At 54.3% G+C, this 17,008-nt stretch carries 14 protein-coding genes; 10 read left to right on the top strand and 4 right to left on the bottom strand.

All coding sequences use genetic code 11. The features are described from left to right. Positions 1–8 precede the first annotated feature (8 nt). Both M6D81_RS08090 and M6D81_RS08085 read right to left on the bottom strand, forming a co-directional pair. Positions 9–743 (bottom strand): response regulator transcription factor, encoded by a 735-nt coding sequence (locus tag M6D81_RS08090; RefSeq protein ID WP_262676349.1) that lies wholly within the window; start codon positions 741–743, stop codon positions 9–11. Continuing rightward, on the bottom strand, positions 740–2,866 hold the full coding sequence (locus tag M6D81_RS08085) for an ATP-binding protein (RefSeq protein ID WP_262676348.1): 2,127 nt from the start codon (positions 2,864–2,866) through the stop codon (positions 740–742). The genes M6D81_RS08090 and M6D81_RS08085 overlap by 4 nt, the downstream gene beginning before the upstream one ends. A 235-nt stretch (positions 2,867–3,101) precedes the next feature. Here M6D81_RS08085 and M6D81_RS08080 point away from each other — a divergent pair, with 235 nt between their 5' ends. The 4 genes from M6D81_RS08080 to M6D81_RS08065 all read left to right on the top strand — a co-directional run bounded on the left by M6D81_RS08080 (position 3,102) and on the right by M6D81_RS08065 (position 6,485). After that, positions 3,102–3,623, top strand: a complete 522-nt coding sequence (locus tag M6D81_RS08080; protein ID WP_262676347.1) for a hypothetical protein — start codon at positions 3,102–3,104, stop codon at positions 3,621–3,623. Positions 3,624–3,647: 24 nt separating this feature from the next. Further along, entirely contained in the window at positions 3,648–5,417 is a 1,770-nt protein-coding gene (locus M6D81_RS08075; protein ID WP_262676346.1) for an ABC transporter ATP-binding protein, read from the top strand. Further along, a complete protein-coding gene (locus tag M6D81_RS08070; RefSeq protein ID WP_262676345.1) occupies positions 5,411–5,899 on the top strand; it encodes a GNAT family N-acetyltransferase in 489 nt (162 codons plus the stop codon). The genes M6D81_RS08075 and M6D81_RS08070 overlap by 7 nt, the downstream gene beginning before the upstream one ends. A 433-nt stretch (positions 5,900–6,332) precedes the next feature. Then, positions 6,333–6,485 carry a hypothetical protein gene (locus M6D81_RS08065; RefSeq protein WP_262676344.1) on the top strand — a complete coding sequence of 51 codons (153 nt, stop codon included), beginning with the start codon at positions 6,333–6,335 and terminating at the stop codon, positions 6,483–6,485. Positions 6,486–6,750: 265 nt separating this feature from the next. On the opposite strand, the gene M6D81_RS08060 is transcribed toward M6D81_RS08065, so the two are convergent. Continuing rightward, positions 6,751–7,611: an AraC family transcriptional regulator gene (locus M6D81_RS08060; RefSeq protein ID WP_262676343.1), complete on the bottom strand. Its 861-nt coding sequence runs from the start codon at positions 7,609–7,611 to the stop codon at positions 6,751–6,753. 90 nt (positions 7,612–7,701) lie between these two features. Between M6D81_RS08060 and M6D81_RS08055 the strand changes: the two genes are divergently transcribed. From M6D81_RS08055 to M6D81_RS08040, 4 genes are all read left to right on the top strand, one after another. Next, complete coding sequence (locus tag M6D81_RS08055) at positions 7,702–8,655, top strand: aldo/keto reductase family protein (protein WP_262676342.1); 954 nt, start codon at positions 7,702–7,704, stop codon at positions 8,653–8,655. A 37-nt stretch (positions 8,656–8,692) separates the two neighbouring features. Next, positions 8,693–9,277: a hypothetical protein gene (locus M6D81_RS08050; protein WP_262676341.1), complete on the top strand. Its 585-nt coding sequence runs from the start codon at positions 8,693–8,695 to the stop codon at positions 9,275–9,277. 64 nt (positions 9,278–9,341) lie between these two features. After that, positions 9,342–10,085 (top strand): response regulator transcription factor, encoded by a 744-nt coding sequence (locus M6D81_RS08045; RefSeq protein WP_262676340.1) that lies wholly within the window; start codon positions 9,342–9,344, stop codon positions 10,083–10,085. A gap of 163 nt (positions 10,086–10,248) precedes the next feature. After that, positions 10,249–11,256: a calcium/sodium antiporter gene (locus M6D81_RS08040; RefSeq protein WP_262676339.1), complete on the top strand. Its 1,008-nt coding sequence runs from the start codon at positions 10,249–10,251 to the stop codon at positions 11,254–11,256. A gap of 91 nt (positions 11,257–11,347) precedes the next feature. Here M6D81_RS08040 and gap read toward each other — a convergent pair whose 3' ends face one another. Further along, positions 11,348–12,412 carry a type I glyceraldehyde-3-phosphate dehydrogenase gene (gene gap, locus M6D81_RS08035; protein WP_410795705.1) on the bottom strand — a complete coding sequence of 355 codons (1,065 nt, stop codon included), beginning with the start codon at positions 12,410–12,412 and terminating at the stop codon, positions 11,348–11,350. Between the two features lie 343 nt (positions 12,413–12,755). On the opposite strand from gap, the gene M6D81_RS08030 reads away from it, so the two are divergent. Together M6D81_RS08030 and M6D81_RS08025 are read left to right on the top strand one after the other, a co-directional pair. Continuing rightward, on the top strand, positions 12,756–13,712 hold the full coding sequence (locus M6D81_RS08030; RefSeq protein WP_262676337.1) for an acetylxylan esterase: 957 nt from the start codon (positions 12,756–12,758) through the stop codon (positions 13,710–13,712). Between the two features lie 178 nt (positions 13,713–13,890). Further along, positions 13,891–16,995: an ATP-binding protein gene (locus M6D81_RS08025; RefSeq protein ID WP_262676336.1), complete on the top strand. Its 3,105-nt coding sequence runs from the start codon at positions 13,891–13,893 to the stop codon at positions 16,993–16,995. Positions 16,996–17,008: the final 13 nt, after the last annotated feature.

Genomic DNA, 17,008 nt, shown 5'->3' with positions numbered 1-17,008 from the left:
GCCCGACGCTACCTGCCGCCACGGAACTTGTAGCCGACGCCGCGCACCGTAAGGATATAACGGGGAAGACTGACGTCTTCCTCTATTTTCCGTCTCACATTGTGGATATGCACCATGACGGTCCGCTGGTCGCTCCAGCCATCCATTCCCCAGACGGACTCGTACAGTTGCTCGACGTTGAACACTTGATCGGGATGCTCCGCCAGCAGGAATAGCAGCTGCAGCTCCTTCGCAGGCAAGCGCAGTTCCTCGCCGTTCACCCTTATCTCCCGTCGTCCGAAGTGAAGCTCCAGCCTGCCATCCGTCCATTGCCGTTCTTTATCCGTCTTGGCATGCCCATCGCCGCCGGCCGAAGCTGAGCGTCTCAGCTGAGCCTTCACTCTGGCGACCATAACGTCGGGGTCGAACGGCTTGGTCATATAGTCGTCGCCGCCCAGCTCCAGACCGGCGATAATATCCTTCGGCTCCTTCCTGCTGCTCAAGAAAATAACCGGCAATGCGGAGCTCTGCCGCCGCACGCTCTGCACCCAATCCGTCCCTTCTCCGTCCGGAAGCATAATATCGCATAATACCAGCTGCGGCTGCAGCTTCTCGAGCAAGCGGTCAGCTTCCTTCAATGTGCCGGCTGTAGATGTATGAAAGCCCGCATTGTGCAAATAGATGGCGATCAGCTCGGCAATGTCAGCATCGTCTTCGACGATCAGAATGTGATGCTGTTCGAGTGAATGGTCTGTCGTGGTCATGCTTCTGTTGCTCCCTTCTCCATGCGCTCGTATACCGGCAGTCTGAAGTAGAATTCGCTGCCTCCGGGGGTACCGCTTCTAACCCCGATCTCCCCTTGGTGATAATCCATAATCTCTCTGCAGATTGCAAGTCCCAATCCCGAGCCGTTATGCGGCTTGCCGGCGTTCTGGCCCTGCAATTGCCCGAACCTCTCGAATATATGCTCATGCATGGACGGAGGAATGCCCGTCCCCGTATCGATGACGGATACTTCCGCTATCCATTGACTCTCTTCGCAGGGAATCAGCCTTGCTCGAACGGTAATTATGCCGCCTTCGGGCGTATGTCTGATCGCATTGGAGATCAGATTGGCGAATACTTGCTCCATGCGAATGGGATCGATGCGAGCATTCATAGAATTGGCCATAAGAGGAAAGTCGGAGCGATAGCGGATGCGCTGCTCCTCCATCTCCCATTCGTATTGCTGGAACAGCTCTTGCAGGAACGGTACGAGCTCACGCTCTTCCATAGTGAACTTCACCTGCTTCGTCTCCAGCTTGGTTAGCTCGATCAGATCGTGAATAAGCCGTTCCAGAAGAAGCGAGCGCTCATAGATTCTGCTGGCATATTTATGTGTATCAACCGTAATAATGCCGTCGCGCAACGCTTTGGCGAAGCCCTTAATGGACGTAATCGGCGTATTCAGCTCATGCGAGATATTGGACAACAGCCGGGTGCGGAATTGCTCGATATCGGCCATGCGCGCATTGGCTTCCGACAGCTGCGCATTGCTCTGCCGCAGTGATTGCGTCCGCTCCTCGACGGTGCGCTCCAAGATGCGGTTGTACTGCTGCAGCTTCTCCGACAGCTGCTCAGATTCCTGCATGGCGCGCGAGAAGCGGGCGGACAGATTGAGTGCTTGCGCCACCAGGAAGCAGAGCAAGCCGATGGACAGCAGATCGTCTGTCGCAAGCATGTCATTGTAGAACAGCATGTCGTTCACCGCGAACAACGTGAAGAACAGGAAGCCGATGGCGTTCATAAGCGAGCCTCTTCGGCGTCTGATCGCAGACAAGATATATACGCCCATCGTATACATAAGCACAGGAAACAGCACCCCCCACGTGAAGGGAGACAAATAGTAGGTGTAGACGCGAGCTGGCGTTAACAGAAAAAAGAGCATGCAGGCGAATAAGGCAATGCCGGCCATTCTCGTCGCCCATGGCGTGGAATCCTTGGGATATTCCTTGTTAATGAACAGCATGAGCAACAGAGCGGTTGCCGCGATAGAGAGATACTCTGCCTTGACAGCCCATTCCCAGGGAAGTTGGGGCAGCAGGTAGAGCGCGGTCGACTCCCCCAGCACAACCGTTCGAACGGCGACCGATAAGCAGAGCAGACCTAGCATGAGTGCGGAGATTTCCCGCCGGTAATTGAAGTAGACGAAGACGTAATAGAACGCCATGATGGTGAAAATGCCGACGACGAACAATTGAATGGCGACCCGAGCAGTGCGCAATCGGGATATGTCATCAGTCGCACCGAGCTCCATGTCCTGCCATATGCCGGCATTGCGCTGTGAGAAATTGGAGACTTGAATGATCAGCTCGTTCCACCCGGGCTGCGGCTCGAAGTAAATAACTTTGGGATAGCTGGACGGCTTCATGCTGTCTCGATTCATTCCGACCGTTCCGTTGCCGCCCTTTACACTGCCATTCACCCATAAGCGGTAAGCAGAGGCAATGCTCTTGGGATAGAGAGCGAGCGTACGGCTTGCCTCCAGATCATCCGGCAAGCGAATCATCAGGCGGTACGTGGCGTAGCCTTCGTTCGGCAGCGGCCGACCGTTCAGCCGGTAACTTGTCCATGGCCGGGGGACGTGGACGGCTTCGGCATCGGGGGCGGCAGCATCGCCTTGGAAGTGCCGAGGTTCCAGAAGCTCCTCCCAATAGAAGCTCCACTCGCCGGACAATGGGACAATGGGCCGTTCGTCAATTTTCCAGTCGCTTAAGTCCACGCTTCCGCCCTCCACCTGGAACGAGGCTGCAGCAGGCAAGGAAGGGAGGAGAAGCGATAGGATGATGAGCCCGATGACCAGAAAGATGAATCTGGCGGCAATTCTCAGACGGCGGATCAATTCCATGGTGACCGAACTCCTTCATGCTATAGATACGCTTGTCGCGTCTCATACAATATCGCTTTGACTAGTGCCATTATAGCAGGAGCGATGCGGACAGATTGGTTCTTTTTGCAAAAAAAAACGAAACTTAAACAAGAATTAAACAACGGCTGCTACTATTGGAGATCATATGTCCCAGTTTTGCGGGACTTCGGAACTGGATACCGCATATCGGATCTAGTCGTGAAGGAGGATGGACTTGGACTATTATTTGGCCGAATGTGCTACTGAAATGTACATGCGCAACTATATGGAGTTCTTGCTAGAGAACTATACTGAGCTTAAGCTGCCTTATTCGTTCCCCGTCGCATTCAGCTATCTTGCAAGTCCGGTGCTGCTGAGCAGAGAGTCCTTCCTGTGCTTCAATGAAGAGGACGAGGTTATAGGGGCGTTCGGTTATATCCACGGGACAGGGGAGCATGATTACGAGGATGTGCATGTCATTCAGCTTCAGGTTGCTTATATAAAGGAAGGGCATCGCCGTACGAGACTGTTCCTGGAGGGACTGCGATATTTATCGGAGTATCTGGCGGAGCGGGATGAAGGCGTGAGAGAGATTCGATTCTGGACAGGGGAGGATGCCTATTCCGAGCGGCTGTTCTCGAAGTTCGCCCGGCAGACGGCACGGGTGGAGAGCGAGCGCGGCATACTCTACGGCTATAATGTAGCCGTCCCTGATCTGCAAGACTATATTGCACGATTTCAAGTAGCCGTCCATTAGACTATTGCACAAGGGGACAAGCTTATGCTGGCAGTGATAGGGAAGCTATGGTCATTCATGCAGTCATGCAGAAGCAGGGTTGCGCTGTTCTTGCTGGCCGCTGCGGTAGAGATGACCGTTCTTGCACTGGCTCCGCTCAGCTTCAAGTTCATCATTGACCGCGCTATCATACCCGGCGATAGAGAAGTGTTCGCTCTTATCCTGCTCATCATCGGCACAGTAGGCATCTTCGGCATCGCAGCGGGTGTGGTAGGCGATCGCTTGCTGGCGGGAATCAATGCTGCAGTGCAGCAGCGGTTAAGGATGCGGCTGTTCTCCGCCATGCAGAGAATGGGGACGGAGCGCTTCCAGGCGACTCCATCAGGCGAGCATGTCTCCCGCTTCTCGGTGGATCTCCCCGCCATTGAAGGCGCGATGACGTCGATGATGACGATCGGGCTTCAATCGCTTTCCGTGGTGGCGATGAGCGCGGTTGTCCTGTTCTCGCTCCAATGGAGTATGGCGCTCATTATTCTGCTCGGGGCGGCTCTCATCTATCTCGGTCCCCAACTGCTGGAGAGGCGGGCTCGTTCGGCCTTCGCGGCTTATCGGGAAGAGTTCGGTGAGATGACGGCCGATGTAGGTGAATCCGTGAGGGGCCATGCCATCATTCAAGGATTCAGCTTGCAGCAGACGGTCATGGTCAGGTTCGCCGACAGGCTTCGCGGCTTGTTCGTTAGCCACTACCGGCGCAATGCAGCGTCGGCGACGCTGGATCGCGTGCCTATGGTCAGTCTGCTGCTGATGAACTTCGGCATTATCGGGTTCGGCTCTTATTTGGCGCTCACGCAAGTCATTACGCTGGGCGATCTGGTTGCTTTCTTCACCATCTATACTTCGATGGGCAACGCGGTCTACAATCTGACGGCCGTGCTTCCATCGGTCGTAGATGCCCGAGTGAGCCTGGATCGCGTGACGGAGCTGCTGGATATGCAAGAAGTGGAGGGGGGCGGCTTGCAGACGGTGCTGCCGCTGCAGACCGGACCGAAGCTCCGAATGGACAGCCTGTCATATGCTTATTCCGACGGCAGGGAGGCGTTGAAGCGGGTCAGCTTGACGATCGAAGCCGGTTCTACCGTCGCCTTCGTCGGTCCCAGCGGATCGGGCAAGAGCACACTGTTGCAGCTGCTGCTCGGGCTTCGCGAGCCAAGCGAGGGGACATTGCTGCTGAATGAAGCCGATCTGCGCGCTCTGGATGGCGAGTTATACAGGAGTTGCATCGGCGCGGTATTCCAGGAGCCGTTCCTGTTCCGCGGCACGCTGCTGGACAACATTCGGATCGGCAAGCCGGATTCGTCTATGGAAGAAGTGGCCGCGGCAGCTCAGCAAGCCGACATCGCCTCTTACATCGAAGCTTTGCCGGACGGCTACATGACGAAGGTTAGCGAGGACGGAGGCAATCTGTCCGGCGGGCAGAAGCAACGCATCGCGCTGGCCAGAGCCCTGCTGCGGAATCCTGCCTTGCTGCTGCTGGATGAGGTCACTTCGGCTCTCGATCCTCTATCGGAGGCTGCGGTAGGACGGACGATAAGCAAGCTGTCGCGCGGCAAGCGAACAATCGTCATCGTCTCTCATCGGCTTGCGACGATAGCGAATGCGGATCGCATATTCGTGCTGAGGGACGGGGAAGTGGCAGAGTGGGGCACGCATGACGAGCTGAGGAAGAAGAGAGGTCTCTACGATCAGATGTGGGAGCAACAGAGTGGCGATTCTACGATAGAAACAGGTGGGACAAGGAGGTGCATGCGATGCTGAAGCTAAAGGCGAACGATTGTCTGTGCGATGACGACTACGCGCGCTTTGCCAGATTTTATATTGCGCACAGCAAGGAGTTCCATAGCCTGTATTCCCTGCACGATGCCTTGCTGTATGTGATGGATACCGTTACTTCCTCCCGTCTCATGCTGCTTGACAACGAGGACGGACAGCTAAGCGCGTTCATTCAATACCGGTATGAAGATAACGGGACAGTCGCGCTCATTGATTCCGCCATTCTGGAGAGGACGTATCGTTCCAGCCGCATCTTCTTCACGGGGTTCCGCGATATCGTGCGCCAGATCGATCTGGAGAACGAGAGCGTGTGCAGAGTGAGATTCCATGCGCTGACGGATCATGCTTATCTGAATCGGCTGTATGGCAAGTTCGCCCGCCGCATAGGCGAGCGGGAAGGGACGAACGGCCGTGAAAATGTATATGAGACTTCCATGCAGGAGCTGCGGCGTTATTTAAGACTATAAATAATCGATATTGAAAGGAGGTGAACACCTATGTATCCAGCTAAACCGCAATTAAAAGAAGGTAAATTTGGAAGCAAAATTCTAAGAATTCTTATGCAAAACGAGCAGCAAAGAGTCGTTGCGACTCCTGCGAAGTAAGCAAGTCAAGCAAGCCCTGTTCAGGATGAACAGGTAGGTAAGTACAAACAAGCCGAGGAAATCCCCCGGCTTGTTTGTGCTCCTCAGCCATTTTCTTAAGAATGGACGGTTCAAACTTATAAATGAACAGCAGGTTCGCGCTATACCCTCTTTCTATATGGGATTAACTATCCCATATAGAAAGAGGGTAATTTTTTTATGTTCAGCAATCAACCGGCAATGCGTTGGCATTCTGTTGTATTAGCCAGCCTGTTTTGGCTCGTCCCCGGAGTCTATGAAGTCGAGAGAGCAGCTTATGGCGAATACGACATTCAACTGGGCGATGGGCATGGTGAAGACGCCGCCGGCTGATTCGGAAGAGAGCATCATCGCAGCCAATATCAAGACGATGATGGCCAATGAGGAAGCGAGAATCTATCTGGCGAATTCGGAAGAGGAAGCGCGCTAGGCTTACGCCAGTATGGTAGAGAAGGCGGAGAAGATGGGGCTGGAGAAGCTTATGGAATGGGCGAATGCCAAATATGCGGAAGCTCAAAAGCTGTTCCAGTAGCTTGCAAAGTCAATCGTATCGAGGCACAGCTTAGTCTGTGCCTTATTTCATGAAGCTGTGCCTGGGAGTCAGGTGGTTAGAATTCGATAAATAGGCGTTCATTCCCTCCATTCCCTCTGCGCCGCATAAGAACGATAATAAGGAGAATCTCTCGGAAAGCCGGTTATTCCGGCAGTATCCGTTCATTAGAAGCAGGCGGGGAATCTTCAAGAAGTCCGCGGTATTCGGAAGGAGAATAGCCGGTATGCTGCTTGAAGATGCGGGATAAGTAGTAGACGTCCATTCCGATCTCCGCCGCAATCTGTCCGACCGGCTGACGGGTAGAGGTGAGCAGCAGCTTCGCTTTTCTAATCCGGGCTCGTTGAATGTAGTGAACGGGAGTCATGCCCGTCATGCGTTTGAATATGCGTATGAAGTAATTGGGATGGAAGTGGGCGGACTCCGCCAGACGGGCGATGGACAGCTCTTCGTGCAGATGCTCCTCGATATGGCGGATCGCCAGCTTGACCCGGTCCATGTAGGCCGGCGTGCTCCATGAGATGAGTTGATTCGGGCAATGAGAGAAGTATTGCATGACGATCTCGTACAGCAGCGATCTGACACGAAGCGGGGCGTTCCAGTCCTCGCATGCGAAGGCGACAATCAGCTCGTCGAACAGGCTGTGAAGAACGTCGGCATTATCGGGCTCGATCACCCAAGGAAGCTGGAGCATATGGAACAGATTGAGCTCCCCTACCGTCGCAGTGAAGTGACACCAGTATTTCGTCAGTGCGCTGCCGGGCAGGGCGGAGAATGACAGCTTGCGTCCGGCAGGAAGCAGCAGCCATTGTCCTTGGCGCGGACGGAATTCCTCTCCGTCGATCTTCACCCAGCATTCGCCTTCGGTGATCAGGAAGAAGCGATTGAATGGACTTACGATATCGTAGGCTTGCCAATGCTTCGATACGGCATGGTATTCGACGATTTCCAGGTGGAGCTCCAGATTCTCGATCAGATTCCGCGCGAGAGAATGGGCTTGTGTCATGGCGGCGGTCCTTTCTCCGGGAGATGTTAGGAGTACGATAGCACAATTCGGATGAAAAAAGAAGTGAAAAACGCAGGGAGGGTACGATCTATGCATTATCGCAGATTGGGAAACAGCGGACTGAAAGTAAGTGAAATCGCTCTTGGGAGCTGGCTGACATACGGAGGCTCGGTGGAGGCGGCTTCGGCGGAAGCGGTCATTCATAAAGCCTACGAGCTTGGCATTAACTACTTCGATACAGCCAATATGTACGCGCGGGGCGAGGCCGAACGGATCGTAGGCCGTGCGCTTGCCTCCTACGATAGAGACTCCTATGTGCTCGGGACGAAGGTGTACTTCGACATGGGAGACGGACCGAACGACAGAGGCTTGTCGAGAAAGCATATTATGGAACAGTGCAATGCGAGCCTTAGACGGCTTGGCGTGGATTATATCGACTTGTATTACTGCCATAGATACGACGGCAATACGCCGCTGGAAGAAACGCTTCGTGCGATGGACGATCTGATTACGCAAGGCAAAGTGCTGTATGCCGGCATTAGCGAATGGAACGCCGGACAGATCGCAGACGCATGCGGTCTGGCGAAACAGCTGAACTTTGACCCGATCGTTGTCAATCAGCCGGAATACAATATGTTCACCAGAAGCATAGAGAAGGAAGTCGTGCCGATGTGCGAAGAGAAGGGCATCGGTCAAGTGGTTTTCTCCCCGCTTGCTCATGGCGTATTGACGGGCAAATACCGTAAGGGAGAGACACCTCCCCCGGGGACGCGGGCTGCGAATCCGGAGCATAATCATTGGATCAAGAGCCAGGGGCTGCTGTCGGAGCGTCGGCTGGATCAGATCGAGCAGCTGCAAGGAATTGCGAATCGGAACGGCATAAGCATGCCGCAGCTGGCGCTTGCCTGGAATCTGAGGCTGCCGAATGTGGCCAGCTGCATTATCGGAGCGACCCGTCCGGAGCAAGTGGAGCAGAATGCTTCCGCGGCAGGAATTCGGCTGTCGCCGGAGGACTTGGCGGAGATTGAAGGCATTTTGGCCTAGAGAACGTTACTATCGTTGAAGCGGTGAGTATATGGGAATGGTCAAAAAAATGATTGCCGGTTATATCTGCATCATCTTTATTCCCGTGCTCGCATTCGGATTCTGGCTGTACAACACCTCCTATCAAAGCTTGGCCGAGCAGTATATGAGGGGGAAGCAGCAAGTGCTGGAGCAGTCCTACGGCAACCTGAAGGTGCAGCTGGCCCAGATGGAAGCGGCGTACGGACTGTTCCAATATAACGGGAATGTGACGGAATACTTGAGCGGAGCGCATACTTCGGCGCTTGCAGCTATGGGAGAAGGAGGCTTGTCCGACGATCTATGGAACCAGGAGCTGTACGTGGAGGAGTTGGACTTGAATCTAATCATTGCAGATTCCGGCAGCGAGCTGTTCGCCGACATTCGGAAGAAGAAGAATACATCTGTTATCGTCATCGCGCTGTTATTGCTCGTCTTATCCTATTTATACTATATGTTCGCTTCCTTCGTTACGCGCAGGACTGAGACGGCGAATGAACGGAGAAGCGGGATTGGCGGAAGCGTCTCCTTCAGGGGGAGGCTTGGGGTTATGGAATGTTCACGAGAGAATCGGCATGTATTACGGCGAGAGCTCTGGGATTGAAGTGGAGAGTTCAATGGGAGAAGGGACGGTGGTGGTGCTGACACTTTAAGAGAAAAGAGGGGCCATGATGAAGATGATGATTGTGGATGACGAGCCGATTATTCTAAGAGGGATTGCGGCTATGGTGAGAGGCGGCATGGATCAACCGGATATAATGGAGGCGGCTGACGGATATGAGGCATTGGAGCGACTGCCTGACTTCAAGCCCGATCTGCTGATGGCCGATGTCAATATGCCGGAGATGTCAGGCTTGCAGCTTATCGAGGAAGCGCAACGGAGAGGCTACTGCAGCAGATTCATTATACTGACCGGATATGATGAATTTGAATATGCCCGCAAGGCGCTTCGGCTAGGGGTCAAGGATTATCTGCTGAAGCCGGTGCAGAGGGAAGAACTGCTGGGCGCTATATTCCAAGCTTCCGGCTATGGGGAGGAAGCCGCTGAAGGGAGGAATGCTGCTTCGGGCGGACAGGATGGCGGGGTGATAGACGCCGTGCTGTACTATCTTCGCCAGCATTATCAGCGGGATCTGTCACTGGATGAGGCGGCTCGGCATGCCGGCGTTCATCCCAATTATTTATGCCATATGATGAAGCGGGATCTGGGCATCGGCTTCGTAGCTTATCTGCGGCAGATCCGCATAGAGAAAGCGAAGGAACTGCTGGCTGGGGGGCCGGCTGTTCCGATCGGCGATGTCGCCCAAGCTGTCGGATATGAGCAGGCCCGCCACTTCTTCAAGGTGTTCAAGCGAATGACGGGCATGACGCCCGGGCAATACAGAAGCGCCAGCGATTCGCCGGGACGATAATCGCTTGTGTCAATGCCGATGACAGCAATGCGGCTGTTGCCGATTGCTTCGCGACCATCCTTGCAGATGAACCGCTGTACATATTTTTCCTGTGCAGTGGTACATTATGAGTAGCTATATGATCGATATAGCGCCAAGGATGGGAAGGGGATGACGTAACGGGATGGATTACTTGTTGTTGCTTGTCGGATTCGGCTTGCTTATTGCCGGGGCCAACTATTTCGTAGAGGGCTCCTCCAATATCGCAACGCTGCTGAAAGTGCCTCCCATGATTATCGGACTAACGATTGTCGCCTTCGGAACGGGTTCTCCGGAAGCGACGGTGAGCATTATTGCAGCTCTGAATGGCAGTGCGGGCGTATCGGTCGGCAATGTCATTGGCAGCAATGTGTTCAATACGACGCTGGTGATCGGAATGACTGCCATCATCCTGGCTGTGCAGGTGGAGAAGGAGACGCTCAGGAAGCAGATTCCCTTCACATTGTTGGCAAGCGTAGCGCTGCTGGTGCTCGTGGGCGACGTCCAACTGCAAGGGGACGCATTCGGCGTATTGACAAGAGGCGACGGTGTCGTCTTGTTATTGTTCTTCGGCATCTTCCTGTATTATCTGTTCGAGGTGGCCAGAGAGGGCCGGGCAGAGGGGAGCGTTGCAGAGAGAGCTGCGGATTCGGGCCAAGAAGGATCGAGGAAGGAAGCCGTGACTTCCGGAACCAAGGGCCGAAGCTCCTGGAGCAAGAATATTCTGTTCACCGTTGCCGGTCTGGCGGCCATTATATATGGCGGTCATCTGGTCGTTCAGAAGAGCACCAATATCGCATTGGCATGGGGCATGTCGGAGACGCTGGTCGGCCTTACTATCGTGTCGATCGGCACATCGCTGCCGGAGCTCGTTACGTCCATTACCGCAGCCTTGAAGAAGCAGAACGATATTGCCGTGGGCAACATTATCGGCAGCAACATCTTCAACATATTATTCGTACTGGGCGTATCCGCTGTCATCTTCCCCTTGCAGGTGGAGAGCGGCCTTATGATCGATATTCTGATCGTCATCGCACTCACGGTACTGCTCTTCATCGTCTCCAGAACGCAATATCGCGTGGGTCGAATCGAAGGCTCGCTGCTCGTGCTCAGCTACATCGTTTACATGGTCTATGTGGTGATACGGGGGTAGGGAAAAAGTGGCAGTTGAACTCGTAAGCTCAGAAATAGTGGAAAGGGAGGATGGCGCTCGGCTGAGCTTGCTATCCTCCCCTTGTTGTCCGCTAGTAGGAAATGCCATCGGGTATAGCAAGTGCGGGAACTCTATTGTCTGCCGATTCTGAACCAGTGGCTTGTCGGGCGACCATTGCTGCCAATTCGACTACGCGGCAGGCGTAAGCCCACTCGTTATCGTACCAGGCAAGCACCTTGATATGCTGACCCTGCTGCATAATCGACAAGCCGTCGATGATGGCGGAATGCGCATTGCCGATGTAATCGGCCGATACTAAAGGCTCCTCCGAGTATGCCACATAACCGGCGAATGTATGCGCCGCCGCCAGCTTGAAGGCTTCCTTCACGTCTGCCGCGCTTGCGCTGCGGCCGACTTGCACTGTCAGATCGACCAGCGACACGTCTTGCGTCGGCACGCGCAGGGACAGTCCCTCCACATGCGGCGCAAGATGCGGCAGAACATCGGCGAGCGCTTTGCGCACCCCGGTCGATGTAGGGATAATGGATTGTGTACAGGCCCGTGCTCTGCGCAAGTCCTTGTGAGGGTTATCCAGCAGATTCTGATCCGATGTGACGGCATGAACGGTTGTCATCCAGCCGCTTTTCACCTGGAAGCTGTCGTCCAGTATTTTCAGGACGGGAGCGACGCAGTTCGTCGTGCAGGATGCGGCGGACAGGATGCGATGGCGTGCGGGATCGAATTGCCGGTCGTTCACGCCCATTACGATCGTCAGGTCCATCTCTTTCCCCGGCGCCGTTAGGATTACTCGGCTGGCGCCGGCGGCGATATGGCGGCTCGCGCCTTCTCTGTCATTGAACTTGCCGGTGGCGTCCATAACGAGCTGTACACCCAGCTTCTTCCATGGAATGTCCTTCGGGTTGCGATGGCTGACGCAAGGAATCAGCCTTCCGTTAATCCGCAGCTTGCCGTCCTCGGCGGAGACGTCGGCTTTCCAAGTGCCGTGTACGGAGTCGTATTTCAACAGATGGGCGACTGTCTCGGCAGGATAGATGCTGTTGATGGCCTTCAATTGCTCCGCTATTTCTGCCCTGTCTATCAGGCTGCGAATCAACAGCCGTCCTATCCGGCCTGTGCCGCTAATGCCGATTCCCATCATAATAATCCCCCTTGATCAGTAAATGTGAGTCATTTATTCTGTTTGTAACTGTATTATAAATATATATGATGTAATATATCAAGGGTTATTTTTGGATATATGATGTAATATATGTGTCTGTGAGGAAGAGCGGCTGTCAGGTATGCGAAATGGGCTGGAAAGCGATTAATGCGAGGAAAGTGGACAAAAGATGCGGAATTAGGCCATGTAGCCTTGGAACAATGGCGAAAAGCGTCCAAAATGATGAATTGAAGCGGAAAAACGGTAAAAATAGCAATAGTAAAAAATGTTAGCAGCTAGTAGAATGGGTGTATTACCTATCGAAAGGATTGACCTTACAATGCCGTTAGTAGATATGCCGCTCGAGAAGCTGAAAGCGTATACGGGAAGGAACCCCCGTCCCGCTGATTTCGATGCGTACTGGGACCGGGCGCTGGCGGAGCTGCGTGCTGTAGATCCGCAGCTTGAAATGGTGCCAAGCTCCTTCCAGACACCGAATGCGGAATGCTTCGACTTATACTTCACAGGAGTGCGGGGAGCTCGCATCCACGCCCACTATGTCCGTCCGAAAGGCGTGCAGGAGCCTCATCCGGCGGTCGTCCTGTTCCATGGCTATACGGGTCATGCCGGAGACTGGTCCGCCAAGCTGTCTTATGCGTCGCTGGGCTTCTCCGTGCTCGCCATGGATTGCCGCGGCCAAGGCGGTTCTTCCGAGGATGTGGGCGGCGTGAAGGGCAATACGCAACGCGGCCATATTATTCGCGGATTGGACGACCATCCCGACAATCTGCTGTTCCGTCACATTTATCTGGATACGGCTCAATTAGCGGGCATTGCCCTCGGTCTTCCCGAGGTCGACCCGGAACGAGTATATGCAGCGGGCGGTTCGCAAGGCGGGGCGCTGACCATCGCATGCGCCGCTCTGGAGCCGAGAGTGAAGAAGCTCGCGCCTCAGTATCCGTTTCTATGCGACTATAAGCGCGTATGGGAGATGGATTTGGCGAAGGATGCCTATGAAGAGCTTCGCACGTACTTCCGTCACTTCGATCCGACGCATGAGCGTGAGGACGAGGTGTTCGAGAAGCTGGGTTACATCGACCTGCAGTATTTGGCAGATCGCATACGCGGAGAAGTGCTCATGTTCGTGGGGATGATGGATACAGTCTGTCCGCCGTCTACGCAATTCGCAGCGTATAACAAAATAACCGCGCCGAAGGACCTTGTCATTTATCCCGACTTCGGGCATGAAGGTCTGCCCGGCGCATCCGATCGCACTCTTGCATTTTTCTTGAAATAGCGATCGCTCATTGAAAGGTCTGGATTATGCTCGTTCAAGCCCGGAACAAGGCTGCTGCCGCAGCTTTTGTTTCGGGTTTTTCGTGTTGGTGCGAGACAGGACATGGTATACTTCCAATAGATACGACATTGTAGCGGGAGAAGATTACAAGCTACGTTCTAACAGAGGGAAGTGCATAATGGTTAAGCATAAGAGAACCGTTCTGATCGTCATTCTGGTGATGATCGCAGCAACTGCAGTCGGAAGCTTCATCATCAGCGGCAACGTCGCCAGGCAGCCGGCGATAACAGTTGAACAGGGTGAGCTGGATCTGACGAAGTGGGATTACGAGCACACGAAAGTGATTATGCTGGCAGGACAATGGAGCTTCTATTGGCAGCAATTGCTTGCCGGTCATGACTTTTCCGGCAATGCCCCAATGCCGAACGCCATGTATGCGAATGTGCCCAGTGTGTGGAATCAGTATGAAATAGATGGCCGCAGCTTGCCCGGCTATGGATATGCGACTTATCGCCTGAGGGTGAAGACAGACGGCAATCTTCCGAATCTGGCATTGAAAATTCCGATCATGTCTACGGCATACAACATTATGATCAACAGGGAAAGTGTGGCCGTCAACGGCAAGGTGGCGGAAGATCGGGAGCGGGCCGAGGCAGCATACAAGCCGCAATCGATTACGTTCCAGCCCCCGGCGGAAGATTTCGATATTATTGTACAGATCTCCAACTATATATATGCCCGCGGGGGCATGTGGTTCGCCATCGAGCTCGGAACGGAGGAGGGCATCGCGAGCCGGAACAAGGAACAGTTCGCGGTTAGCATGTTCATCGTAGGAAGCACGTTCATGATCGGTCTCTATCATATCATTGTCTTCTTGCTGCGCCGCAACAACCGTTCCGCTCTTTACTTCGGGCTGATCTGCTTAGTCGTTGTATTCCGGACATTGGCAATGAAGGATATGTTCCTGCTTCACCTGCTGCCGGATCTTTCGATCAGAACGCTTGTCTTTATTGAATATATGACCTATTACGGCGGAATGACGCTTACGGCCATGTTCATACGCGAGCTGTATCCGGAGGAATTCTCGCACAAGGTCAATAGGGGAATGACGATCGTCAGCTGCCTCTTTATGCTGTCGGTCATTGCGACCCCATTGGAATGGTATACACGCTGGACGAATATGTATCATCTATTCATACTGGCCAGCTGCTTGTACTATTTATACGGGTTGATGCTTGCCGTCAAGAGGAAGCGAAGCGGCGCCATGCTGCAGGTCGTCGGGGCGATCATACTCATGTCGGCCATGTTCCACGATATCTTGCTGCTGGAGTATCCCAATTCGTACCATTGGCTGGGGAGGCAGTACTTTCTTATTGGCGTATTCGCGCTAATCGTGATCGAGGCGACGGAGCTCGCCAGACGTTTCTCCCACGCGTTCAGTACGGTGGAGACGCTATCGGAGAAGCTGCTGTCGCTGGACCGGATGAAGGATGAGTTTCTTGCCAACACCTCCCATGAGCTTCGCACGCCTCTCCATGGGATCATCAATTTGTCCCAATCGGTGCTTGAGCGGGCTTCCGATCGGCTGAATACGGCGGAGAAGCACAACGTCGGCACGATTATCTCCGTCTCCAGACGTCTGTCCAATCTCATTAACGATATTTTGGACATGTCCAAGATGAAGAATGGAACGCTCGCGCTCAGAAGGACGGAGGTGGAATTGGGGCCGCTCGTTCAAGTCGTGCTGGATATGTTCCGCTTCTTGGCCGGCGATAAGGATATTCGGCTAGTCAGCGGCTTGCCCGCCCGCCCGACCTGGATCTACGCGGATGAAGACAGGGTGCTGCAGATTATGTACAATCTCGTGGGCAATGCATTGAAGTTCACGAAGTCCGGAGAGATTCGGGTGGAAGCCTACGAGAGAGGCGGCATGGCGGTCATTGCCGTTCATGATACGGGCATCGGCATTGTCGGCAGCAAGCTTCACAGCATCTTCGATTCCTACGAGCAAGGAGACGCTTCCTACGGCGGAACGGGTCTTGGCCTCTCCGTGTCCAAGCAGCTGGTAGAGCTGCATGGCGGTACGATCCGAGCATCGTCGCAAGTGAATAAAGGCTCTGTGTTCACCTTCACGATTCCGCTCGCACGACAGAAGGACGAACAGTCTGCGGCAGGGGCGCAGATGGAGAGAGTGGAGGAGCCGGCGGAGTATCCGCCGGACATGAGGGAAGCGGCTGCGGGCAGGATGGAGATTCTTCCGCAGGATGTGTTATTGTCGAAGGACGAGAATGCCTATACGATTCTTGTCGCCGACGACGATCCCGTCAATCGTCAGGTGCTGCATCATCTGCTGACTGCCGACAACTGCCAGGTGATAGCCGTGCCCGATGGCACCAAGGCGCTGGAGGCGCTGGAGAGCAATCACCGCATCGATCTCGCTGTGCTTGATCTGATGATGCCGGGATTGACCGGCTATGAGGTGTGCCGGGCTATCCGCAAGCGTTACCCTCTGTCCGAGCTTCCTGTGCTATTGCTGACAGCAAGAAGCAGGCCGGAGGATAAGCTGGCTGCGTTCGATGCGGGCGTGAACGACTTCTTGAGCAAGCCGGTTGAGGCGGGAGAGCTGCGGGCCCGTATCCGGACGCTGCTTAGCATGAAGACGTCCATTAGCGAGCTGATCAGCTCCGAGATGGCTTTCCTGCAAGCGCAGATCAAGCCGCATTTCCTATTCAATGCCTTCTCTACAATTCTATCGGTCAGCTATAAGGATATTGGCAAGGCGCAAAGCTTGCTGGTCGAGCTCAGTCTGTTCCTGCGCCACAGCTTCGACTTCCATAACCGGGACAAGCTTATTCCGATTCGTCAAGAGCTGGAGCTGGTGCATTCCTATCTCATGATCGAGAAGGCGCGATTCGGCGACCGGCTGCGGATGGTGATGGATGTGGAGGAAGGGCTCGATGGCCAGATACCGCCCCTCATTATTCAGCCGCTGGTCGAGAATGCCGTAAGGCACGGCATTATGGGCAAGGTGGAGGGCGGAGAGGTGCGATTGTCTATGCGGCGTGACGAAGCCCGGCTGTACATTGCAATTACCGATGATGGAATCGGAATTTCCGCAGATGTGCTTGCGCATCTGGGGGACAGGCGGCACACGCACTCAGGCGGCGGTGTAGGTCTGATCAATATCGAACGCAGGCTGCGCAATCATTACGGCGTTGGGCTGGAGATCGAAAGCGAGCAGGGGAAAGGCACGACGATCATCATCCGTATTCCGAACGTATAAAGCGGGGACTGGA

Origin of the sequence: Paenibacillus sp. J5C2022, from assembly GCF_025567625.1 — a bacterium.
Taxonomy (GTDB): Bacteria; Bacillota; Bacilli; order Paenibacillales; family Paenibacillaceae; genus Pristimantibacillus.
Note: the sequence above shows the minus strand (reverse complement) of the source record. Positions and strands in the feature narration are given on the sequence as shown.

Bases quoted from the DNA above. Each gene is read 5' to 3' on its own strand.
- M6D81_RS08090 (WP_262676349.1), bottom strand. From the start codon at position 743: ATGACCACGACAGACCATTCACTCGAACAGCATCACATTCTGATCGTC.
- M6D81_RS08085 (WP_262676348.1), bottom strand. From the start codon at position 2,866: ATGGAATTGATCCGCCGTCTGAGAATTGCCGCCAGATTCATCTTTCTG.
- M6D81_RS08075 (WP_262676346.1), top strand. From the start codon at position 3,648: ATGCTGGCAGTGATAGGGAAGCTATGGTCATTCATGCAGTCATGCAGA.
- M6D81_RS08070 (WP_262676345.1), top strand. From the start codon at position 5,411: ATGCTGAAGCTAAAGGCGAACGATTGTCTGTGCGATGACGACTACGCG.
- M6D81_RS08065 (WP_262676344.1), top strand. From the start codon at position 6,333: ATGGCGAATACGACATTCAACTGGGCGATGGGCATGGTGAAGACGCCG.
- M6D81_RS08060 (WP_262676343.1), bottom strand. From the start codon at position 7,611: ATGACACAAGCCCATTCTCTCGCGCGGAATCTGATCGAGAATCTGGAG.
- M6D81_RS08055 (WP_262676342.1), top strand. From the start codon at position 7,702: ATGCATTATCGCAGATTGGGAAACAGCGGACTGAAAGTAAGTGAAATC.
- M6D81_RS08050 (WP_262676341.1), top strand. From the start codon at position 8,693: ATGGTCAAAAAAATGATTGCCGGTTATATCTGCATCATCTTTATTCCC.
- M6D81_RS08045 (WP_262676340.1), top strand. From the start codon at position 9,342: ATGATGAAGATGATGATTGTGGATGACGAGCCGATTATTCTAAGAGGG.
- M6D81_RS08040 (WP_262676339.1), top strand. From the start codon at position 10,249: ATGGATTACTTGTTGTTGCTTGTCGGATTCGGCTTGCTTATTGCCGGG.
- gap (WP_410795705.1), bottom strand. From the start codon at position 12,412: ATGGGAATCGGCATTAGCGGCACAGGCCGGATAGGACGGCTGTTGATT.
- M6D81_RS08030 (WP_262676337.1), top strand. From the start codon at position 12,756: ATGCCGTTAGTAGATATGCCGCTCGAGAAGCTGAAAGCGTATACGGGA.
- M6D81_RS08025 (WP_262676336.1), top strand. From the start codon at position 13,891: ATGGTTAAGCATAAGAGAACCGTTCTGATCGTCATTCTGGTGATGATC.